This window comes from Paenibacillus sp. B2(2019), from assembly GCF_008370385.1.
In the GTDB taxonomy this organism is placed as follows: Bacteria; Bacillota; Bacilli; order Paenibacillales; family Paenibacillaceae; genus Paenibacillus_AQ.
In genome coordinates this window covers 171,368-194,340 of the sequence record NZ_VTZR01000013.1, presented here as the reverse complement: position 1 = coordinate 194,340, position 22,973 = coordinate 171,368, and the positions used below count along the sequence as shown (strand labels likewise).

Sequence of the window (22,973 nt, the reverse complement as noted above, 5' to 3'; positions counted from 1 at the left end):
CAGCTATATGGAATATTGGAAGGGGGATTAAGGTGAGACCAAGGTTTGTATTACCAGCGGCTTTATCTGTAGCTGCAATACTGTTACTGGTTAGTTGCAACCGTGGGGATTTGCCAGGGAAAAAGCAATCTGCGTCGGGGCAAGTTCAGGCAAGTCCGGTTGCGCCGGTAGCCTCTTCAAAGGTAGCGGAAGAACAGCCAGAAGCGGCGTTGTCTCCATTGACAGTGGAACAAAGATTAGAGGATTTTGATTATATGTGGAAGATTATTGAGGAGAACTACCCTTTCCTAGAGGTAAATAAGCGTCTAAATGGAGAGGATTGGCTTGCGAACAAAGAGGAGTACCGCAATAAAATTGCAGCAGTGAAAAACGATCATGAATTTTTGAGGGAAATGACATTTGTACTTAGTAGATTGAATAATGGGCATACGAATTTTTTATCTAAGGAAGAATATCCATGGTTTCTAAACGCCTATGTTCAGGCAGGTTTTGGTTATGAGCCTTGGATCAACGTGTTTCAACAGCCAAATGTGTTGGCTCGTTACAACCAGAAACCTTTAGCGGAGCAGCAAAGCTCTAATGGCATCGTTAACGATATGAATAGTGGTGAGGCAGGGAGTCAGACAGGAAAGACTTCCGGGAATGTAAAAAAGGTTATTATAGAGCCAGAGCCAATAGCGTATCTAGGCATGCGAAGCTTTGCCGGAAGTCTCATGGAGATGGATAGTTCGGAGATTCGTGATTTTTTAATAGAAGTTAAAGATTATAAGACACTAATTCTAGATATCCGCGGAAATGGCGGAGGAAACAGCAATTACTGGAGAGCTCATATTGCTCCTCTGCTGATTAATAAACCTATCGAATACAATACATACTTACTTTATACAAGAGGCAACTATGCTGAGACCTTTATGCAGGCACGTCAGATCACAAGGGGGCAGCAGCCTATTACCAACATCAAAGACGAACAGTTGCCTAATTTACCATCTGAAGCATTAAAAATGTTCAAGACATATAGTAAAAATACAGATGTAGTAATCCCTCAAGAATCCGTTGGTTTTAAAGGGGAAATCTATTTGCTGGTTGATAGCTCTGTGTATTCATCAGCGGAAGGTCTTGCAGCCTTTGCAAAAGGCACCGGGTTTGCGACGGTTGTTGGTGGCAGAACAGGTGGGGATGGACTAGGGATGGATCCACTTGTCGTTGCATTGCCTAATAGCGGTTATGTATTCAGATTTTCCTTTGAGATGGGACTTAACTCTGATGGAAGCTGCAACGAGGAAGTGAAGACAGTCCCTGATGTGGAGGTTGATCCAGATACTTCTAAGCCCCTATTGGATCAGCCGGCGGTGCAAAAAGTATTGGAACTTGCCAAATCCCATTGAAATGTGCGCGCTTGGATAAGGCTGGATTGACACAACTGTAAGACATCCGGTGTTGCTGGAGAATATGTTCTAATATATAATGGTTTAGATCGTATTACTTATTCGGATGATCAATTTAGCTGAAAATAGGAGTTGTCATATAAATGGCTTTGAAAGCGGGAATCGTCGGTCTTCCTAACGTAGGAAAATCCACATTGTTTAATGCAATAACGCAAGCGGGAGCAGAATCCGCAAACTACCCTTTTTGCACGATTGACCCTAACGTTGGTGTCGTTGAAGTTCCGGACGAACGTCTTGATAAACTGACTGAGCTGGTACAACCTAACAAGACTGTACCTACTGCTTTTGAATTTGTTGATATCGCTGGTCTTGTGCGCGGTGCGAGTAAAGGTGAGGGACTAGGCAACAAGTTCCTAGCTCATATTCGCGAAGTAGACGCTATCGTTCATGTCGTTCGTTGTTTTGAAGATGAGAACGTTACCCATGTGGATGGAAAAGTAAATCCGATCAGCGACATTCAGACCATTAACTTGGAATTGATTCTTGCTGACATTGAGAGCATTGAGAAGCGGATTGAGCGTTCCCGTAAGAACATCAAAGGCGGCGACAAGAAATACGCTCAAGAAGTCGAACTGCTTGAACGCGTCAAAGAAGTGCTCTACGAAGATAAACCTGCACGTAGTATAGAATTGTCCGATGACGAGAAGGTTATTATCCGTGATCTTCATTTGTTAACATTGAAGCCTGTGCTGTATGCAGCGAATGTAAGTGAAGAAGAAGTAGCAAGTGCTGAGAATAATCCTTATGTGCAGCAAGTGCGTGAATTTGCAGCAACTGAAGGTGCTGAAGTTGTTCCGATCAGTGCTAAAGTAGAAGCTGAAATTGCCGAGCTTGAGGGCGAAGATAAAGCGATGTTCCTAGAAGAACTTGGGCTAGAAGAATCTGGTCTGAACCGTTTGATCAAAGCGGCTTACAAGCTTCTAGGCTTGTATACGTATTTCACGGCAGGCGTTCAGGAAGTTCGTGCGTGGACCATTCGTAAGGGAACAAAAGCACCCGGCGCTGCTGGTGTAATTCACACAGATTTTGAACGTGGATTTATCCGTGCTGAGGTAGTGGCTTACGCAGATCTTTTGGCAGCAGGCTCAATGAATGGTGCCAAAGAACGTGGTCAACTGCGTTTAGAAGGTAAAGAGTATTTGGTGCAGGACGGCGACGTTATGCATTTCCGTTTCAACGTTTAAGAGGACTGAAGCATACTAATGATAAGAGGGTCATCTCAGTCGGTAGAGGGTATCTACTGCTGGGATGATCCTTTTTTAAAATATAAGACATTTATTAAGGGATTTACGCGTACAGAACTGTAGCCATTTCACAATATCTTTGGTATAATATAAAGTCGTATATCTAATTTTATGACATATGTTTTAATCGCTTTATTTGCGAATTTGAAATTGAACTAGGAGAGGTGAATTCCCTTGTTGGACCGATTGCAATCCCTGGCGGACCGCTATGAGAAGCTCAGTGAACTGCTTTGTGATCCGGATGTTGCAAACGACAGTAAGAAACTGAGGGATTATTCCAAAGAACAATCAGACCTACAGCCTGCATTTGAGGCGTATACTGAATATAAGAGTGTAATGGAAGAGCTTGAAGCTGCTAAGCAGATGCAAGGCGAAAAGCTTGATGATGAGATGAAGGAAATGGTCAAGATGGAAATTGACGACCTTTCCAAACGTCAGGTAGAGCTGGAAGAGCAAATCCGTGTATTGCTACTGCCTAAAGACCCGAATGATGATAAGAACGTAATCGTCGAAATTCGTGGTGCAGCGGGTGGAGATGAAGCGGCATTGTTCGCTTCCGACCTTTATCGGATGTACACCCGGTTTGCAGATTCACAAGGCTGGCGCGTGGAGCTAATGGATGTCAACGCGAGCGATCTTGGTGGATTTAAAGAGGTAATCTTCCTTATTAACGGCCGCGGTGCATACAGTAAGCTGAAATACGAAAGTGGTGCGCATCGCGTACAACGTATCCCAGCGACTGAATCCGGTGGACGCATTCATACCTCTACTTCTACAGTATCGGTGATGCCGGAAGCTGAAGCATTTGAGATTGAAATCCATGATAAAGATATTCGTGTGGATACCTTCTGTTCAAGTGGTGCAGGCGGACAGTCTGTAAATACGACCAAGTCTGCAGTACGTGTAACCCATGTACCTACGGGCATCGTTGCTACCTGTCAGGACGGTAAGTCACAGAACTCCAATAAGGAAAAGGCGCTTCAAGTGCTTCGTGCCCGTATCTCCGATATGAAGCGGCAGGAAGAAGAAGCAAAGTATGCTGGTGAACGAAAGAGCAAAGTAGGTACGGGTGATCGTAGTGAGCGTATCCGGACGTATAACTTCCCGCAGAGCCGGGTTACAGATCATCGCATTGGCTTGACACTGCACCGTCTGGAGCAGGTTATGAACGGAGAAATCACTGAAATTATTTCGGCTCTTTCAATTGCTGAACAAGCTGATTTGATGGATAGTATGGACAATGGATAATAATGCTTTGAACGATGGCGTATTTGTCATGTCGGAAGTGAAAAGCATCCGGGAAGCCTTTGCGGAGGCTTCTTCTTTTTTGAGCCAGAGCGGTTGTAATGAACCGCAACGCAGTGCGCAATTACTGCTTGAGCATGCGCTTGGCTTATCCGGAGCGGCGTATTATATGGCGCTGGCGGATCCTTTTCCAGCTGCGATCAAGGAAGCGTGGGAGGCGGGAGTTGCCCGCCGTAGTAAGGGTGAGCCGGTGCAGTATATCATCGGCGAGCAAGAATTCTATGGGCGTCCATTTGAAGTGACGCCTGATGTGCTTATTCCACGGCCGGAGACGGAGCTGCTCGTCGAGGCGATTTTGCGGTACGGCGCGGAGCTTTGGCCGGACGGCACGGTTGCGCCGAGTGAAGCGGCGCAGGAAGAAGGCGCTGCTTCGTTAGCAGCAGCGGAAGATCGTGCGTTCGGCGCGGAAAGTGGACGCGCCGTACGGCCGCTGACCGCCGTCGATATCGGCGCCGGCAGCGGAGCGATTTCCGTCACGCTGGCGGCGGAAGCGCCGGCGTGGCGGGTTTGCGCCGGCGACATTTCGCCGGCGGCCCTAGCTGTGGCGAAGCGCAATGCGATGCGCTCCGGCACAGCTGTGGACTTTCGGCTCGGCGATCTGCTCGAGCCGTTCGCGGGGATGGAGACGGATATTCTCGTCTCCAACCCGCCGTACATTCCCGGCGAGGATATCGCCGGGCTTCAGCGTGAGGTGCGCGACCATGAGCCGCGCACTGCGCTGGATGGCGGAGCGGACGGGCTGGACCCGTACCGCCGCATGATGGGGCAGCTGGCGCTGCTCCCGGCACCGCCGCGCCTGATTGGTTTTGAACTCGGCTTCGGACAAGCCGAGCAGGTGGCTGCGCTACTTGAAGCGGCGGGTCATTGGAAAGAGATCATCACCATTAATGATCTGGCTGGAATTCCACGTCATGTGCTAGGTATAGCACGATAATACTGCATGCTGTGCAGGGGACTCCTGTTGATCGGGGAGTAAAATTGTATTTTCAACCCGACTTCCTTTACAATAGAATTTAACCGGACTTCTTGGTGAAACATAAAAGAAAGCCCAGATTTAGAGTAGGGAGGCAGAACGTGCTTCAGAAGATTAAAAAAATTGATGGTGCTATCGTAGTCGTTCTGTTATTGCTCATGACTGTCAGCATCTTCGCCATATATAGTGTGACTCATGGAAGAGAAAAGCTGGACGGACATCATATCCGTATGATGATGTATTATGCAATTGGCTTTATTGCTTTTATTGGAATGACCTTTTTAGATTACAGAATTTTAGTGAAATACGCGCTATATATTTATTTGGTTGGGATAGGTATCCTGGTCCTCGTCAGCTTTTTGGGCGAGACTAAGAATAATGCCCAAGGCTGGTTGTCCCTCCCTGGAGGACTGAGCCTTCAGCCTGCCGAGCTATTCAAGCTAATATTGATTCTATTTCTGGCAGCGATGCTTGTTCGTAAGAATAAGAGTAAACTCTTGTTTTGGCGGGATGTTGTGCCGCTCGGCCTCTTAACCTTATTTCCGTTTCTTATTGTCCTTACACAGAATGACCTTGGGAATGCCTTGTCTTACATTGTGATTCTTGCAGGTCTGTTGTGGATTGGAAATATTAAGTACACTCACGCATTAATCGCGCTGGTGATTGTAGCAAGCTCTGCGATTGCCGGAATTATGAGTTATATCCATTATCATGACGAAATTAAAACGTTTCTTAACGATATTGGCCGTTCGCACTGGATTGAACGTTTCGATCCATGGCTTGTTCCGGATAAAGCGACAGCGAAAGCTCTTTATCATACCAAAAACGCCAAGCTTGCGATTGCCTCAGGTGGGATGAGTGGAGAAGGCTATATGAACGGCAGCTCTGTTCAGACGGATCGGGTGCCTTATACGTATTCAGACTCTATCTTTGTGCAGATTGCCGAGGAATTTGGCTTTGTAGGTTCTGCATTTGTGCTGCTACTGTATTTTATCCTGATTCACCGAATGATTCTGATTGCGCTGGAAGCCAGAGATCGAGCAGGTCCATTTCTGATCGTCGGCATTGTCGCGATGATGCTGTATCAGATTTTTGAGAATATCGGCGCGTTTATTGGTCTGATGCCTTTGACAGGTATCACGTTGCCATTCATCAGCTTCGGAGGTACCTCCCTGCTTATTAACATGGCCAGCATTGGGCTGGTAATGAGTGTGCGTCTGCATGGTCAAGATGTAGAGGAAGATTTGCCTAAGCCTACTCCTTATGCAGCCGCCAAACAGGTTTAATCACTAAATCAAAAGATAACCGTCAGAAACTCATCTTTTAAGGATGGGAGCTGGCGGTTTTTTATTATGGGAAGTGAATCTCTGATATCGGGTGTATTACATAAATTTGGAATTGTGGCCTTGAATGCTCTACAATAGAAAGGAGAGACTTTCCTCAGGTGAGGGTGGTTGGAACCTTAATAGAGTAAGGGGTTTGCGTATGCTTAAAAAGCTCAAGAAGATCGATAGCGTGATTCTTATTGTTCTAGTTATGCTGATGGTGATTAGTATTCTTTCGATATACAGCGTGACTAATGGTAGATTAGTTCAGAAACTAGATGGGTTCCATCTACAAATGCTTAAATACTACATTGTAGGGTTTGTAGCGTTTTTTGTGCTTACCTTCGTGGACTATAGGATATTTGTTAAATATGCTCTTTATATTTACATCTTGGGTATTGGTCTGCTAGTGTCGGTTAGTTTTTTTGGTAAGGTAAAGAACGGTGCGCAATTAGGGCTAGAGATAGGTGGACTTAGCTTTCAACCTGCGGAGCTTTTTAAGTTGATATTGATTCTTTTACTCGCGTCCATACTGGTCCGTAAACAAGGAGCCACGCTAACCTTCTGGAAGGGAGTCGTTCCGCTGGCGCTTCTTACATTGCTCCCTTTTGGCATAGTTATTGTACAGAATGATCTCGGAAATGCGCTAAGCTACATCGTAATATTAATCGGTCTTCTATGGATCGGGAATATCAAAATTTCACATGCACTCATCGGATTACTAATCGTTGGCGGATTGGGTCTTGCAGGAATTCTGAGCTATATTCACTATCATGATGAAGCGGTATATTTTTTTGAGGAGACCCTTGGCAGGAAGCATTTAGTGGATCGTTTTGATCCTTGGCTCGTACCTGATTTGGCGTCAGATGATGCAAGCTATCACACGAAAAATGCTAAAGTGGCTATTGCCTCCGGAGGGATGAGTGGCGAGGGGTACATGCAAGGAAGCTCTGTGCAGAGTAACCGTGTTCCATATACCTATTCGGATGCCATATTCGTACAGGTTGCGGAGGAGTTTGGGTTTGTGGGTTCAGCGCTGCTGCTGTTGCTCTTTTTTATTCTTCTTCATCGGATGATACTGATTGCTCTAGAGAGTAGGGAGCGTAGTGGTCCGTTTTTGATTATTGGAATTACGGCAATGCTGCTATATCAAATCTTAGAGAATATTGGAGCTTTTATCGGCCTAATGCCGCTTACGGGAATTACACTTCCGTTCATCAGTTATGGAGGCACATCTCTTTTAATTAATATGGCCTGCATGGGGATTGTAATGAGTGTGCATCTTTATGGTCGGGATGTTGAGGAGGATTTGCAGTTGCCTAAGGCGCTTGCTGTAAAATTATAGATTTAATAGATTCATAGGTTTGCAGTCTCTCATCTCTGGACATACTACTAGCATGAGAGTTAAGAGGAGAGGGGCTGCGACAAATGAACGATAATCATATGGATAAAAGAGATTCCTTACGTGTAACTTTTAAGTATACTGCCATTTTAATTTGTTTTTTTATGATCGTTATCATGGCCTGGGAAGGTCAAAAAACCGATGCAGCAGTAGCCGAAGTATCGATTCCACAGGATTCTATCCGGCTGCGTATTCTGGCGAATTCGGACGGAACACAAGATCAACTAGTGAAGCGGCAAATCCGCGATACAATCGTAGAGCAAATGAACCAGTGGGTAACTGCACTTGAGGACCCACAGAGTTTAGAGCAGGCACGCGCTTTAATTAGAACTCATCTACCAGAGCTTAATGCACTGGTTGGATCGGAGCTAGAGAAACGTGGTATTCAATATTCTTATAAAGTTGAGCTGGGTGTAGTTCCTTTTCCGACCAAATTGTACGGTGGAACAGTCTATCCGGCCGGAGAATACGAGGCTGTTCGGGTAACGCTGGGTGAGGGAAAAGGGCAAAATTGGTGGTGCGTACTGTTTCCGCCGTTGTGCTTTATCGATGCGGGTTCCGGAGATGCAGCAGCGCCTGCTGCTAATAAAGGGGCGAAGACCGTCTCGGCTGCCGGGGCAGATAGCGGAGTTAAGGCGCAACCAGCAGTAGGAACAGCTGTACAAGCAGATTCTTCGGCAAAGGATGTTGCGGCAGCGGATTCCGCAGAGCCAGAGGTACGGTTCTTCGTTTGGGAACTGCTGCAAAACCTTTGGAACTGGATTAGCGGATTATGGTCGTAATGCTGATGTTAGCCCTTTGGTTTTGTGGAAATGGTCTATAGTTTTGAATCTAGATATGTTACTATTTCATAAGCAGATCGACTGCGGCGCCTTCATTGGGGCCGCTTTTTGGTAAGATTAGAGTTAATGAACCTCCAGAGTATTTATCCTAAGATTGCAAGAAAAGCTATTGTTCAATATATATCCTGTAGAAAGCCTGTGATGAGAATGAATGAACCACACGACCCTTTATTCGCCGTTCAGCGGCGGAGTGGAAATAGAAGTGAGACTGTATATTGGGAACTGGATTTGCTGGAAGATGCAGCTTCGGATTCCGGTGTACTTCAGCCAAGTGAGGAGAATAAGTTAGCCATCGTAGAGGCGGCAGCCATGCTTCGTGAAGGTGGAACGGTCGCTTTTCCAACCGAAACGGTCTATGGACTTGGAGCGGATGCACGGAATACTGCGGCAGTTGAGGCTGTTTTTGCGGCAAAAGGGCGACCGTCTGACAATCCCCTAATCGTGCATATTGCTGATCCAAGTGCTTTGGACGAGCTGGTTACAGAAGTGCATCCTACGGCTGCGGTATTGATGGATGCTTATTGGCCAGGACCGCTGACAGTTGTTCTTCCTGTTCGTGAGGGTGTTTTGTCATCCTGTGTAACGGCAGGACTGGACACGGTAGGTGTTCGTATGCCTGATCATTCGGTAGCTTTGGCGCTGATCAGTGCAGCGGGCTGTCCCGTTGCGGCACCTAGTGCTAACCGTTCCGGTCGTCCGAGTCCGACCTTAGCTTCACATGTGATGGAAGACTTGGCCGGATACATTGGCGGTGTACTTGATGGCGGCGCCGCCGGAGTTGGACTGGAGTCAACTGTGGTGCAGATGCAGCCTGATGGAAAGGTTGCCGTGCTTCGCCCTGGTGGGATTACTTTGGAGCAGTTAGCTGCTGTAGTGGGAGTAGAAGCCATTGCTGCTGAGCCAGCTGTTGTTAAAGAATTTGGAACTTCCGCAGCAGCGGAAGCTCCAGTAGCCACTGCGCCGAGGGAGCACCACGGTGCAGAAGCTGTTTCCGCCAGCTCGGCACCACGCGCGCCGGGCATGAAGTACACGCACTACGCGCCGCGCGGCTGGCTGGGTGTGGTGAGCGGATCTTCTCCGCAACGTGTTGCGGATGAAGCCGCGAGTCTACTTCAGGCGGCACAGCTGAGCGGCGAAGTGACGGGCTTACTCCTCTTCGAGGAGCATAAGCCCCTCTATCCCGCCGATCCCGCCGCCTGCGTTCTTTCCCTTGGCTCGTTATCCTCGCCGGAGGAAGGGGCACGCTCCCTATATGCCGCGCTGCGGCGCTTCGATGAAGCGGGAGCGACTTACATCTTGGCCGAGGCTTGTCCGTATACGGGCCTCGGCGTAGCTATTATGAACCGGCTTATGAAGGCAGCCGGTGGTTCCGTCATTGACGCCGGATAACCACGGCGACCTTTCTATCCAGCTATAGTGCAGGTTCTTCGAATCTGAAATCTCCTATGAAGTCATGATTACCCCCTTGTCCGCATATCGTTGTTGTACAAGATATTTCGGACTTGGGGGGTTAAGCATGGGCATAGGAGATGTATATGCCGGTTGGGGGCAGACAGTTACTATTGCTATAATGGCGATTGCATTAGGGATGGATGCCTTTTCGCTCGGAGTAGGGATCGGGATGAAGGGGATTCGTCTGCTGCATATTCTGCAAATGAGTGTGCTCATTGCTTTTTTTCATATGCTGATGCCTCTTCTAGGTTTATTAACTGGAAGTTATGTCGGACATTTGCTAGGTCAAGTAACAACTTATGCCGCAGGAGGGCTACTTGTGCTGTTAGGCGGACATATGGTGTATAACTCCTTTCGTCCGGAAGTGGTAGGTACGCGAGCTATGAATCACCGAACCTTATGGGGAATGCTGCTTCTATCACTCAGTGTAAGTGTGGATTCTTTTTCCGTTGGGGTATCCTTAGGGATGTTTGTGAATGGTGTACTTCTGACTATATTAGCTTTTGGTGCCTGTGGAGGTCTGATGTCAATTATCGGCCTGCTTCTTGGGCGGCATGTCAGTCGTGGACTCGGGGAATATGGGGAAGCACTGGGCGGGGCTATTTTATTGGGGTTTGGCTTGCTATTCATCTTTTGATACAATAACGGCATTACAATATTTTAATTTCATGGGGGTGCAAAAGCATGCTGCATATTTTATTCGTCTGCACCGGTAATACATGCCGTAGTCCTATGGCTGAGGGGCTTTTACGAAAGCTTGCGAAGGAACGTGGAATCGACCTGGAAGTGCGGTCTGCAGGTGTATCTGCCATTTCTGGTACTTCTATATCGAGACATGCTGCAGCTATTTTGCAAGAAGAAGGCATTCATGATCATTTAGAGTCGTCGCAATTAACGGGGCAATCCGTCGCTTGGGCCGATCTTGTGCTTACCTTAACCAGTGGACATAAGCAACATTTGCTACAGTATTTTCCGGATGCCGTAACAAAAACATATACATTGAAGGAATACGTGCATAACGAAGAAGCTGTGACTGAGGATATTAAAGAATTGGACAGCCTTTATGCAGATGCTGAGTTAAGCATAGCTCTAGGTGGTGAACCCAACGCAACGGATCTACAACGAATGATTGAAATCCGCCAGCGTATCCCAAGCTTTGATATTTCTGATCCATTCGGGGGTACGCGTGAAGATTATGAGCTTACTGCTGCTGAGATTCGCACTTCGTTGTTTAGTTTATTAGATAAACTGGAATCCTTACGCCATTTGTAAATGGTTGATTTTCAGTCGGCTTTGCTTTAAGATGAAAGTACAACTAATCGGTTCCGATGTAACTGGCGACAAATGTGGATCAAACCACGATGGAGCATCGGAATAAACGGCCGGTCGCCTGGGCAAAAGAGCAAATCCGCAGCTACCTGCGGACTGCTCTTTTTTGTTTAAATGAAGCTTGTTTGAAGCTTGAGGAGGTAGGGTGATGGACAAAGTTGTGGAGTTATCTTTAACTGAAGCTACTGTCACTGTGTTAAGGGAGTTGGCGGAAGCTGGTAACCTTGGATCTGGTAAAATTGTTGTCCTAGGAGTTAGCACAAGTGAGGTCGCTGGTGTCCGTATTGGAACCGGTGGTGCGCTTGAAGTCGCACAGCAACTGCTTGAAGGGGCTCGTTTGGTCGCAGCGGAAAAAGGATTTCATCTCGTTTATCAGTGCTGCGAGCATCTGAATCGTGCGCTTGTAATGGAACGCTCTTTGCTAGAGTCGCTTGGTCTAAATGAAGTTTCAGCTGTACCTATACCTGGTGCTGGCGGTTCGATGGCTGCGGCTGCCTATCGCTCTATGAAAGATCCTGTTCTGGCGGAAACGATAGAAGCGCATGCTGGCTTAGACATTGGTGAGACTCTTATAGGTATGCATTTGCGCCGCGTGGCAGTTCCTTTTCGACCGACCTTACGGTACATTGGAGCAGCTAGAGTGAACGCAGCATGGGCCAGACCTCCGCTTATTGGCGGCGAACGTGCGGTTTACCGCACTCTTGAACAGAGTGGTTCACAGGTTTGTGATTGATGAACTTAGATTTATGTTTTTGCAGAAACGTAGACCTAAAGCTTTTTCGTGGCGGGCAAATCGTTTCTATTTAAATACAACATATCTACACACACTAGGGAGGAAATAAGAACATGGAACAATTACGTAAGAGTGACCCGGCAGTACTGGAAGCAATGGAACTGGAACTGAAACGTCAGCGTGCCAACATTGAGCTTATTGCCTCAGAGAATATCGTTAGCGAAGCCGTAATGGAAGCCATGGGCTCAGTGCTTACGAACAAATATGCAGAAGGCTATCCAGGCAAACGGTATTATGGTGGCTGTGAAGATGTGGATATCGTTGAGAATCTGGCTCGTGATCGTGCAAAAGAATTGTTCGGTGCGGAACATGTCAACGTACAGCCTCACTCTGGAGCACAAGCGAATATGGCTGTATATCTCGCTGCACTTAACCCTGGCGACACGGTTCTTGGCATGAACTTGGCGCATGGCGGACATTTAACGCATGGTAGTCCAGTAAATGCTTCTGGATTACTCTATAACTTCGTAGCTTATGGTGTACAAGAAGATACTTTCCTAATTGATTATGACGAAGTACGCAAAGCAGCCTTCAAGCACCGTCCTAAGTTGATTGTTGCTGGTGCAAGTGCGTATCCGCGTATTATTGATTTCGAAAAGCTTGGTGCTATCGCCAATGATGTCGGTGCGTTGTTTATGGTAGATATGGCCCATATCGCAGGTCTTGTTGCTGCTGGTCTTCATCCGAGCCCGGTTCCTCATGCTCATTTCGTTACAACTACAACACATAAGACTTTACGCGGTCCCCGCGGAGGTATGATTATGTGCAGACAGCCATGGGCGGCTGCTATCGATAAAGCCGTATTCCCTGGTTCCCAAGGTGGACCGCTGATGCATGTCATTGCGTCAAAAGCAGTCGCATTCGGCGAAGCTTTGCTGCCATCCTTTAAGACCTATGCTGAGAATGTAGTGAAGAATGCAAATGTTCTTGCAGAAACACTGATAAGCGAAGGGGTTAACATTGTATCCGGTGGTACAGATAACCACTTGATGTTGCTTGATACACGTAACCTGAACATTACCGGAAAAGATGCGGAAAAAGTACTAGATTCCATCGGAATCACTGTGAATAAAAACGCAATTCCATTTGATCCTACAAGTCCTTTCGTAACAAGCGGTATTCGTATTGGTACACCTGCGGTTACTTCCCGTGGTATGGACGAGCAAGCTATGGTGGTTATTGGCCGCATTATAGCTAATGTTCTGAAGAATCCGAAGGATGAAGTGAAATTAGCTGAGGCAGCTCGTCAAGTTGCTGATTTGACGGATCAGTACCCACTTTATCCAGAACTGAAATACTAGTTCCTATTCGTATTCATTAATAAATTCACCTCCACCGAGTCCTGATTTTAGGGTTTGGTGGAGGTTTTTTGTTGTTTATTGTTCACAATATTATATGGGTGAATTGATGGAAAATCATGAAATCAATCATGAAAGTTCATGGAACTTTCATAAACAATAGTGAAAAAAATGTGAATAGTATGAAAAATGCAAATTTGCACAACCTAATCAAGGTTTTATTCCTGAAAAGGCAATGGAATTGCCAATCCTTACCTTTATAAGCGAAGGAAAATACAGGAGTAGGGGTTCAATATGGATACATGTGCCTTTCTAGGTGAAATGCGGCGATGGGAATGCTATAATAGACAGGATTTAGCCATAGAGAAGCAAAAGCGCTTTCTAGGGTTATAGACACGACTTACAATTACCGGAGGGACAGGAAATGGGAAAATTGGTGATTTGCGATCATCCTTTAATTCAACACAAACTAACATTTATTCGCGACGTAAGAACAAACACGAAGGATTTCAGAGAGCATGTTGACGAAGTTGCCACATTGATGGCTTATGAGATAACACGTGATATTCCTCTAGAAACCATTACAGTACAAACACCGGTCACTGAAACGGAAAGTAAAGTGATTTCTGGAAGAATGCTTGGGCTTATCCCTATTCTTCGTGCTGGTCTGGGTATGCTTGAGGGCGTTCTGAAGCTTCTTCCTGCTGCTAAAGTAGGACATGTTGGCTTATTCCGTGATCCGGACACGCTTCAACCGGTTGAGTATTACATCAAGCTTCCTACAGATGTACAGGAACGTGAGCTGATCGTAATTGATCCAATGCTAGCTACGGGGGGATCTGCGATTGCTGCTATTACCTCGCTGAAGAAGCGTGGCTGTACACAAATTAAAATGATGAACCTGATTGCAGCTCCAGAAGGTGTTGCTGCGGTTCAAGAGGCTCACCCAGATGTTGATATTTATGTAGCTGCGCTTGATGATCATTTGAATGAGCATGGATATATCGTTCCGGGACTTGGCGATGCTGGAGATCGTTTGTACGGAACTAAGTAAATAGTAATTCGTAATAGGATATAAGAAATTTGTTTATTTTTTGATGAGAGGGTAGGGGTTATGTCCAAAATTAAAGTGATGACTATTTTCGGAGTGCGCCCCGAGGCGATCAAGATGGCTCCTCTAGTTCTTGAACTGAAGAAGCATCCTGAGCACATCGAGTCAATTGTATGTGTAACAGCACAGCACAGGGAGTTGCTCGATCAAGTGTTGGAAGTGTTCAATATCACTCCTGATTACGATCTGGATGTGATGAAGGATCGTCAGACGCTTAATGAGATTACTATTCGAGTACTTGAAGGCCTGGAACCTGTACTCAGAGAGGTTAAACCTGATCTCGTATTGGTGCACGGGGACACATTAACGACGTTCCTTGCAAGCTATGCCTCTTTCCTGCAGCAAATTCAAGTTGGGCACGTAGAAGCAGGACTTCGGACATGGAACAAATTGTCTCCGTATCCTGAAGAAATGAACCGTCAGCTTACAGGTGTATTAGCAGACCTGCATTTCGCTCCAACGGATTGGTCAGCTAGCAATCTGAGACATGAGAACAAAAAAGAATCAAGTATTTATATCACAGGCAACACTGTAACCGATGTGTTTCAATATACCGTACAGCCTGATTACCGGCATCCTGTTTTGGATTTTGCTTCAGGAAAAAAACTTATTTTGATGACTGCTCACCGTAGAGAATCGCAAGGTGAACCGCATCGGAATATCTTCCGGGCAGTCAAAAGAATCGCTGATGAATTCGAAGATGTAGCCATTGTTTATCCTGTGCATCCGAGTCCTGCTGTTAAGGAACCTGCACATGAAATTTTGGGTGGACATCCAAGAATTAAGCTGATTGATCCGCTGGATGTCGTGGATTTGCATAATTTTTATCCGCATACCCACTTGATATTGACCGATTCTGGCGGTTTACAAGAGGAAGCTCCTTCATACGGAGTACCAGTACTTGTGCTTCGTGATACGACGGAGCGTCCTGAAGGGATAGACGCTGGAACGCTAGAACTTGTGGGCACGGACGAGGAGAAGGTGTATGCACGGACACATGCTCTTTTGACTGATAATGAGCTCTATCAGTCGATGAGTCGGGCCGCCAACCCGTACGGAGATGGCAAAGCCTCCCAACGAATTGTCAATGCGATTTTGCACCATTTTGGTGTAAATAAGGAGCGTCCTGAAGAGTTTCACAGAATGTTCACAAAAAATAAATAATTTCATTTAAAGTAATATCTGATCTGATTAAAATCAACATACAGTGAAACTGTACGGTTTATATGGTTTTGGAACATTTTGCTGTGATTATTTTCATGTTTTCAAGGGTTTTTGGGCAATGTTCAATGAATTGACAAAGACTCCAGAAATTCAGTAAAATTAGTTGGGATTGTAGCCATGAAAGAACAAAATAGCAGGGACAGCTTGTTACAGACCGCGCTTATCATTGGAAGTGCAGGCACTATACTCGCCGCTTACATTGTTATTGGTTTTTTTGCGGCAAGGTGGCTGAAAGACTTGATGGAGGGACCTAAATATTGGCTCGCTATTGGCACTATAACCGGAATGATTCTGGGAATTGTGAACGTCGTCCTGTTAATTAAAAAATTTTTGGGGGAGCAGAATGGATAATATGACTCCCATGATCAATACCGTCACTAGAGTTACGCTCGTCCTTATGGCAGGACTCTTAATGGGCTGGGCGCTTCATCATGAGACCAGGGATTTTACACTGGGCATGACTCTGGGTCTGGTGGCGGGATTGGTAAACTTTCGTTATCTGGCCGTCAAGGTTCGACGGGTAACGCAGTCGATTGCGAGCAACGAAGGGAATGCCTTCAGCCTCGGTTTTGTTACACGGATTAGCTTCGCAATTTTGGTCACCATGTTCGCGGTCAAGATTGAGCATTTCTCCCTGGTAGCAACTATTTCAGGCGTATTCATTCCTCAGCTTCTCGCCATTCCTGCGGGGATATATCTGAGTGTGAAGAACAAACTTTAACCAGATTAAAGAGAAAGGGGGATGATACTATGCATGAGATGCCGAAAATCTTTGTCGGGGGAATACCGATAGATATATCAGCCGTATTGATGCTTCTGATCAGTTGTACAGTAGTATTTGTGCTGGTGATGCTGTCGGTTCGTAAGCTTTCGGTTGAGAATCCATCTAAACTTCAGAATTTTATGGAATGGGTTGTTGAATTTGTAGAGGGTGTCATAAGCAGTGCCATGGACCTGAAGAAAGGAAAACCTTACATATCTTTGGGGCTAACGTTGATTCTGTTTATCTTTGTTTCCAACCTTCTTGGATTGCCTTTCTCAGTTGTAACTGAAGCACATGGACCTGTAACCGTGTTTGGCCATGTGATTGAAGCAACCAGGAACTTGGCGCATGGTGATCATGTTGAGATCTTATGGTACAAGTCGCCGACTGCTGACATTAATATCACTGCAGGATTGGCAATTATTGTGTTTATACTGATGAACTTCCTGGGCATTAAGCTCAACGGCAAGCATTATTTCAAACACTATATTGAGCCGTTTCCAATCTTTTTGCCACTGAACATTATCGAGAACCTGGCAAAACCAGTAGCTCTGGCAATTCGTCTATTTGCTAACATTTTTGCCGGAGAAGTACTAATTACAGTCATTTTGAAGCTGGGGATTCTCAGTATTCCGTTCCTGGCTGTATGGCAAGGCTTCAGTATTTTCGTCGGGGCACTACAAGCGTTTATCTTTACGATTCTGACGATGGTTTATATCGCACAGATGACGATTCACGAAGAAGAAGCACATTAATGAACTGCTGCGAAGGGAACGGTTATCGTCTGATTTTCTTTCGCGGGAGATATCTTATATCATTAAACACAATATGAACCAAAATTAAAGGAGGATATTTACAAATGGAATATTTAGCAGCAGCAATAGCGGTTGGTTTGGGTGCACTTGGTGCAGGTCTTGGTAATGGTATGATCGTTAGTAGAACAGTTGAGTCCATCGCTCGTCAACCAGAAGCTCGTAATGCGCTTCAAACAACAATGTTTATCGGTGTAGGTATCGTCGAAGTTATTCCGTTGGCAGCAACAGTTATCGCATTCCTAATCATGTTTTCATCTTAATAAACCGTATTTACGGTTTGGCGGGGACGGCCGATGCCATCCGCGCCTTACTTTTGTATACGTCCGCATGACGCGGTAATGGAAGGGAGTGACCTCAGTGGAAATTGTTTGGACAAACATCTTATTTTCAATTGTAGCCTTTGGGATTCTATATTTCTTGCTCAGTAAGTATGCGTTCAGCAAACTGTTCGCAGTTATGGAGAAACGCCGTGAGCTGGTAATGCAGCAAATGGATGAAGCTGCGAAGACTAGAGAGCAAGCGGTCGCGTATGTGGAAGAGCAGAAGCAGGCGCTGAACAGTGCACGCCAGGAAGCTCAACAGATTATTCAACAATCCCAAATTACTAGTAATCAACAGGTAGAACAAGCTTTGGCGCAAGCTAAAGTTGAAGCTGCACGCGTCAAAGAAGAGGCCGTGCGCGATATCGAGAACGAGAAGAATAAAGCAGTGGAAGAGTTGCGCAGCGAAATTGGAACGGCATCTGTTCGTATTGCTTCTAAACTTCTTAAGAAAGAAGTTAGTGCTAGCAGTGAGCAGGAGCAGCTTGTGAACCAATACCTCAATGAGGTAGGAGGCCGATCATGAGCCGCGATACGGTAGTTGCCAAGCGCTACGCTAAAGCATTGTACAGTGCAGCGGTAGAGAAGGGGATTACCCTTGAAGTAGAAGAACAGCTCAAGGCAGTGGTCGAAGTATTACATTCAGACCAAGAGGTACAGCGCTTTATTCTTGCGCCACGTATCTCGGAGTCCGACAAGCTGAAAGTGCTGCGCACAGCACTTCAAGATAAGCTCTCTCCTATTGTGATGAACATTGTAGAACTGTTAGTAGAGCGAGGCAGAACCGATATTTTTGCCGAACTGCTGGATACGTATATCAAGATTGAAGGAGACGCTCTTGGCATTGGTGATGCTAAGGTATACTCCGTTTATTCTTTAAGTGAAGAAGAACAAGCGGCTGTAGCTGCAGAATTCGGCCAGCTCGTAAACCGTAAAATTCGGGTTACGAATGTGGTCGATCCAAGCCTGCTGGGAGGACTGAAAGTTTATATCGGCGATACGCTGTATGACGGTAGTCTTTCTAGTAAATTGGAACGTCTCGAGAAATCCTTTAATGATAAGCATAGAAGATAGGGGTGAGGATATTGGGCATCAGACCTGAAGAGATCAGCACTTTGATCAAAAGTCAAATTGAGCAATATAAAGCCGATATCGAAGTTGCCGAAGTGGGCACCGTCATTCAAGTCGGAGACGGTATCGCTCGTGTCTACGGTCTGGAAAACGCAATGGCAGGCGAGTTGCTAGAGTTCTCCAACGGTGTAGTGGGCATGGCGCTCAATCTGGAAGAAAGCAACGTCGGTGTTGTTATTCTGGGTGAGTACAAGGAAATTCGTGAAGGCGATCAAGTAAAACGTACTGGACAAATCATGCAAGTTCCAGTTGGAGAGGCCCTTCTGGGTCGTGTTGTTAACGCACTCGGTATGCCGCTTGACGGTAAAGGCCCAATTCAAACGACGGAGTTCCGTCCGGTTGAGAATAACGCTCCTGGTGTTATCGACCGTAAATCGGTTCATGAGCCAATGCAAACTGGCCTTAAAGCGATTGATGCGATGGTGCCAATTGGTCGTGGACAACGCGAACTTATCATTGGTGACCGTCAAACAGGTAAGACTGCAATCGCAATCGATGCGATTATCAACCAAAAAGGCAACGGAATGAAATGTATTTATGTTGCCATTGGACAAAAACAATCCACAGTAGCACAGGTTGTAGAAACTCTCCGCCGTCATGGCGCGTTGGAATATACAATCGTTGTAACTGCTTCGGCTTCAGAGCCATCCCCACTGTTGTATATTGCTCCATACGCAGGTTGCGCAATGGGCGAGTACTTTATGTACAAGGGCGAACACGTACTGATCATTTATGATGACCTTTCAAAACAAGCTTCGGCTTATCGCGAATTGTCCTTGCTGCTTCGTCGTCCACCGGGTCGTGAAGCGTTCCCTGGTGACGTGTTCTACTTGCACTCCCGTCTTTTGGAGCGTGCGGCTAAGCTTAGTGATGAGCTTGGTGGTGGTTCATTAACCGCGCTTCCGTTCATCGAAACACAAGCATCTGACGTATCGGCTTACATTCCTACGAACGTAATCTCGATTACAGATGGTCAAATCTTCCTTGAATCCGATCTGTTCTACTCTGGTCAACGTCCGGCGATCAACGTCGGTATCTCCGTTTCCCGTGTAGGGGGCTCCGCTCAGATTAAAGCGATGAAGAAGGTAGCTGGCTCGCTCCGTTTGGATCTTGCTCAATATCGTGAACTTCAAGCTTTCTCACAGTTCGGCTCAGATCTTGATAAATCCACGCTTGCTCGTCTGAATCGCGGAGCACGTATGATGGAAGTTCTGAAACAAGGTGTAAATCAGCCGTTGTCTGTTGAACATCAAGTGCTTAGCTTGTACACAGCTGTAAAAGGATACTTGGACGATATTCCTGTTAAAGACGTAAAACGTTTTGAAAAGGAATTCCTTGCTTACATGGATAGCAGTGCTGCTGAAGTTGCTCAATCCATCAGAGATACCAAGGATTTGACAGCAGATAACGAAGCCGCTCTTAAAGCAGCGATTGATAAATTTAAAAGAGGCTTTGCTACTAGCTAATATAGATCGTACCTAAACGAATCTTACTAAGTGAGCTTTGGCTCTGCCGAAGCTCAGGCTATTACTTATAAAGTTGGCTTTGAATTCGTCAAAGCTAAGAAGATGCTTACGAAGTTAGCTTTGACTTCGTCAAAGCTTTAAGGTGGTGAAATCATGGCAAGAAGCATGCGTGATATTAAACGTCAAATTAAGAGTGTTCAAAACACAAGACAGATCACAAAAGCGATGGAAATGGTAGCCGCCTCCAAGCTGAGAAAAGCCCAGGAGAAGGCAATTGCCGCCCGTCCTTATGCTGAGAAGCTGAAAGAGGTTGTATCGAGCATTGCTGCCGGTACAGAAGGCGTTCAGCATCCCATGCTGGTCAGTCGCCCTGTGAAAAAAACTGGTTATCTTATCGTGACCTCTGATAGAGGGCTTGCGGGAGGATACAACGCTAATATTTTACGTAAGGTGACGATGCTCATCGCGGAACGACATAAATCCAAAGATGAGTACGCCTTGTTCGTTATCGGTCGTAAAGGCCGTGACTTCTTACGCCGCCGTGAATATCCGATTGTACAGGAAGTTACTGAGCTATCGGATGCGCCGAAATTTGCTGACATTAAGTCTATTGCTAATTCGGCAGTACAACAGTTTGTAGATGGTACGTATGATGAGTTGTACGTTTGTTACAACCAATTCGTCAATGCGATTACCCAGATCCCAACCGTAGATCGACTGTTGCCTATGGAAGGCGTAGGGAATCATGAGCATCATGAAGCGACTGCAAATTACGAATATGAACCTTCACCAGAAGGCGTACTCGAAGTATTACTTCCGAAATACGCCGAAACTTTGATTTATAGCGCAATTCTGGATGGCAAGGCCAGTGAGCTGGGTGCGAAAATGACAGCGATGGGCAGTGCAACAAAGAACGCGTCGAAAATGATCGGAGAACTTACCCTTACGTACAACCGTGCCCGTCAGGCGGCAATTACGCAGGAAATTACCGAGATCGTGGCCGGAGCGAACGCTCAGTCTTAAAAATACAAGAACAGTTAAGCAGCGTGCTTGACTTGCCTTGTATTTTACGAGAAACAGTGCCGCATGGAGCGATACATAGTATCGCCCGCTTCTGGAGTATGGCTCCTTAAGAACGGCACTGCAGTTCTTCTTAAAATATAAGAAAGTATAGGTTTTACACTATACAAAATGCTTATATTTCTACGAGAAACGGTTGTCATCTTTATATGACGACAACGTCGTTTCTTCTTGATGTAACAGCTTTCGAGGAGGGAAATGAAGATGAACAAAGGACGCGTTGTAAGCATTATGGGTCCGGTTGTCGATATTGAATTTGAACGCGGCCAATTGCCCGAGATATTCAACGCTATCAAAATTGAAACCGTCTTGGACAATGGTCGCCAGATTAACCTAACACTTGAGGTTTCCAATCACTTGGGAGACAATTTGGTACGTTGTATCGCGATGTCTTCTACAGATGGTCTGGTTCGCGGACTGGATGCAATTGACCAAGGTGGTCCTATTTCGGTTCCTGTAGGGGAAGCGACATTAGGCCGGGTATTTAACGTACTTGGAAATCCAATTGATAACGCTGGTGAAGTTGTTGCTGAAATAAAGAACCCGATTCACCGTTTGGCTCCGACATTTGATGAATTGTCGACACAAGCCGAAATTTTGGAAACAGGTATTAAAGTTATCGACTTGCTTGCACCTTACGCTAAGGGCGGTAAAGTTGGTCTGTTCGGCGGTGCCGGTGTAGGTAAAACAGTAACGATTCAAGAATTGATTAATAACATTGCTCAAGAACACGGCGGTATTTCCGTATTCGCGGGTGTGGGTGAACGTACTCGTGAAGGTAATGACCTTTATCACGAAATGACGGACTCCGGCGTTATTAAGAAAACAGCAATGGTGTTCGGACAAATGAATGAGCCCCCAGGCGCGCGTCTACGCGTAGCTTTGACCGGTCTTACTATGGCGGAATATTTCCGTGATGTAGAAGGTCGCGATACGCTGCTCTTTATCGATAATATATTCCGCTTTACCCAAGCAGGTTCCGAAGTATCCGCTCTTCTCGGACGTATGCCGTCCGCGGTAGGTTACCAACCAACCCTGGCTACTGAAATGGGTCAGTTGCAAGAGCGTATCACTTCTACCAAAAAAGGCTCCGTTACTTCCATTCAAGCAATCTACGTACCAGCGGATGACTACACTGACCCTGCTCCGGCAACGGCGTTTGCTCACTTGGATGCAACAACTAACCTTGAGCGTAAGATTTCCGAGAAGGGGATTTTTCCAGCGGTTGATCCACTGGCTTCCAGCTCGCGTCTGCTAGCTCCGGAAATTGTTGGTGAAGAGCATTACAATGTGGCACAAGGTGTTAAACAATTGCTGCAACGTTATACCGAACTTCAAGACATCATTGCCATCTTGGGTATGGATGAATTGAGTGAGGATGATAAGGTTATCGTAGCTCGTGCTCGTAAAGTTGAGCGGTTCCTGTCACAGCCTTTCCACGTAGCTGAACAGTTTACCGGCTTCAAGGGTAAATACGTGCCAATCAAAGAAACTGTACGTAGCTTTAAGGAAATCCTGGATGGTAAGCATGATGATCTTCCAGAAGCAGCGTTCCTTTTTGTGGGTACAATCGAAGAAGCGGTTGAAAAAGCGAAATCGATGTAACACTGAGCTTAGTGAATGCTTTCGAAGCGTGCTTTACTTCGTAAAGCTAA

General features: G+C 46.0%; 23 protein-coding genes and 1 riboswitch. All 23 genes read left to right on the top strand.

The features are described 5' to 3' along the window. Window positions 1–32: 32 nt before the first annotated feature. Window positions 33–1,385, top strand: coding sequence for a S41 family peptidase (locus PAENI_RS11690; protein WP_188114536.1), 1,353 nt, complete (start codon window positions 33–35; stop codon window positions 1,383–1,385). A gap of 143 nt (window positions 1,386–1,528) precedes the next feature. Then, on the top strand, window positions 1,529–2,629 hold the full coding sequence (gene ychF / locus PAENI_RS11685) for a redox-regulated ATPase YchF (protein WP_060625988.1): 1,101 nt from the start codon (window positions 1,529–1,531) through the stop codon (window positions 2,627–2,629). A 234-nt stretch (window positions 2,630–2,863) separates the two neighbouring features. After that, window positions 2,864–3,937, top strand: a complete 1,074-nt coding sequence (gene prfA, locus PAENI_RS11680) for a peptide chain release factor 1 (RefSeq protein WP_042192496.1) — start codon at window positions 2,864–2,866, stop codon at window positions 3,935–3,937. Then, complete coding sequence (gene prmC, locus PAENI_RS11675) at window positions 3,930–4,928, top strand: peptide chain release factor N(5)-glutamine methyltransferase (protein ID WP_149645351.1); 999 nt, start codon at window positions 3,930–3,932, stop codon at window positions 4,926–4,928. Before prfA ends, prmC begins: the two co-directional genes overlap by 8 nt. A 140-nt stretch (window positions 4,929–5,068) precedes the next feature. Next, window positions 5,069–6,253 (top strand): FtsW/RodA/SpoVE family cell cycle protein, encoded by a 1,185-nt coding sequence (locus PAENI_RS11670; protein WP_149645350.1) that lies wholly within the window; start codon window positions 5,069–5,071, stop codon window positions 6,251–6,253. Between the two features lie 199 nt (window positions 6,254–6,452). Further along, window positions 6,453–7,637, top strand: a complete 1,185-nt coding sequence (locus tag PAENI_RS11665) for an FtsW/RodA/SpoVE family cell cycle protein (protein WP_149645349.1) — start codon at window positions 6,453–6,455, stop codon at window positions 7,635–7,637. 83 nt (window positions 7,638–7,720) lie between these two features. Continuing rightward, window positions 7,721–8,476: a stage II sporulation protein R gene (gene spoIIR / locus PAENI_RS11660; protein ID WP_081382658.1), complete on the top strand. Its 756-nt coding sequence runs from the start codon at window positions 7,721–7,723 to the stop codon at window positions 8,474–8,476. A 207-nt stretch (window positions 8,477–8,683) separates the two neighbouring features. Beyond that, window positions 8,684–9,925, top strand: coding sequence for an L-threonylcarbamoyladenylate synthase (locus PAENI_RS11655; protein WP_149645561.1), 1,242 nt, complete (start codon window positions 8,684–8,686; stop codon window positions 9,923–9,925). Window positions 9,926–10,052: 127 nt separating this feature from the next. After that, window positions 10,053–10,625 (top strand): manganese efflux pump MntP, encoded by a 573-nt coding sequence (locus PAENI_RS11650; RefSeq protein ID WP_042192488.1) that lies wholly within the window; start codon window positions 10,053–10,055, stop codon window positions 10,623–10,625. Between the two features lie 47 nt (window positions 10,626–10,672). Continuing rightward, window positions 10,673–11,260: a low molecular weight protein arginine phosphatase gene (locus PAENI_RS11645; RefSeq protein WP_042192486.1), complete on the top strand. Its 588-nt coding sequence runs from the start codon at window positions 10,673–10,675 to the stop codon at window positions 11,258–11,260. Window positions 11,261–11,308: 48 nt separating this feature from the next. Then, a riboswitch (ZMP/ZTP riboswitch) is annotated at window positions 11,309–11,391 on the top strand. Window positions 11,392–11,465: 74 nt separating this feature from the next. Next, window positions 11,466–12,050: a TIGR01440 family protein gene (locus PAENI_RS11640; RefSeq protein ID WP_149645348.1), complete on the top strand. Its 585-nt coding sequence runs from the start codon at window positions 11,466–11,468 to the stop codon at window positions 12,048–12,050. Window positions 12,051–12,163: 113 nt separating this feature from the next. Then, window positions 12,164–13,411 (top strand): serine hydroxymethyltransferase, encoded by a 1,248-nt coding sequence (locus PAENI_RS11635; protein ID WP_042192482.1) that lies wholly within the window; start codon window positions 12,164–12,166, stop codon window positions 13,409–13,411. 421 nt (window positions 13,412–13,832) lie between these two features. Continuing rightward, on the top strand, window positions 13,833–14,462 hold the full coding sequence (upp, locus tag PAENI_RS11630; protein ID WP_042131376.1) for a uracil phosphoribosyltransferase: 630 nt from the start codon (window positions 13,833–13,835) through the stop codon (window positions 14,460–14,462). 60 nt (window positions 14,463–14,522) lie between these two features. Further along, the gene (wecB, locus tag PAENI_RS11625; RefSeq protein WP_042192480.1) at window positions 14,523–15,683 is read left to right on the top strand and encodes a non-hydrolyzing UDP-N-acetylglucosamine 2-epimerase; all 1,161 of its coding nucleotides are present in this window, start codon (window positions 14,523–14,525) and stop codon (window positions 15,681–15,683) included. Between the two features lie 177 nt (window positions 15,684–15,860). After that, the gene (locus PAENI_RS11620; protein WP_042192476.1) at window positions 15,861–16,094 is read left to right on the top strand and encodes an AtpZ/AtpI family protein; all 234 of its coding nucleotides are present in this window, start codon (window positions 15,861–15,863) and stop codon (window positions 16,092–16,094) included. Continuing rightward, a complete protein-coding gene (locus tag PAENI_RS11615; RefSeq protein WP_076285650.1) occupies window positions 16,087–16,464 on the top strand; it encodes an ATP synthase subunit I in 378 nt (125 codons plus the stop codon). Before PAENI_RS11620 ends, PAENI_RS11615 begins: the two co-directional genes overlap by 8 nt. Window positions 16,465–16,493: 29 nt before the next feature. Next, window positions 16,494–17,261, top strand: coding sequence for a F0F1 ATP synthase subunit A (atpB, locus tag PAENI_RS11610; RefSeq protein ID WP_042192471.1), 768 nt, complete (start codon window positions 16,494–16,496; stop codon window positions 17,259–17,261). Between the two features lie 104 nt (window positions 17,262–17,365). Continuing rightward, a complete protein-coding gene (gene atpE / locus PAENI_RS11605; RefSeq protein WP_060625974.1) occupies window positions 17,366–17,581 on the top strand; it encodes a F0F1 ATP synthase subunit C in 216 nt (71 codons plus the stop codon). Between the two features lie 97 nt (window positions 17,582–17,678). After that, complete coding sequence (gene atpF / locus PAENI_RS11600; RefSeq protein ID WP_060625973.1) at window positions 17,679–18,167, top strand: F0F1 ATP synthase subunit B; 489 nt, start codon at window positions 17,679–17,681, stop codon at window positions 18,165–18,167. Beyond that, window positions 18,164–18,715, top strand: coding sequence for a F0F1 ATP synthase subunit delta (locus PAENI_RS11595; RefSeq protein WP_060625972.1), 552 nt, complete (start codon window positions 18,164–18,166; stop codon window positions 18,713–18,715). The genes atpF and PAENI_RS11595 overlap by 4 nt, the downstream gene beginning before the upstream one ends. A gap of 11 nt (window positions 18,716–18,726) precedes the next feature. After that, the gene (atpA, locus tag PAENI_RS11590; protein ID WP_042131369.1) at window positions 18,727–20,238 is read left to right on the top strand and encodes a F0F1 ATP synthase subunit alpha; all 1,512 of its coding nucleotides are present in this window, start codon (window positions 18,727–18,729) and stop codon (window positions 20,236–20,238) included. A gap of 153 nt (window positions 20,239–20,391) precedes the next feature. Then, window positions 20,392–21,261, top strand: a complete 870-nt coding sequence (atpG, locus tag PAENI_RS11585) for an ATP synthase F1 subunit gamma (RefSeq protein WP_042131368.1) — start codon at window positions 20,392–20,394, stop codon at window positions 21,259–21,261. A 261-nt stretch (window positions 21,262–21,522) separates the two neighbouring features. Next, entirely contained in the window at window positions 21,523–22,923 is a 1,401-nt protein-coding gene (gene atpD, locus PAENI_RS11580) for a F0F1 ATP synthase subunit beta (protein ID WP_042192466.1), read from the top strand. The last annotated feature ends 50 nt before the right edge of the window (window positions 22,924–22,973 follow it).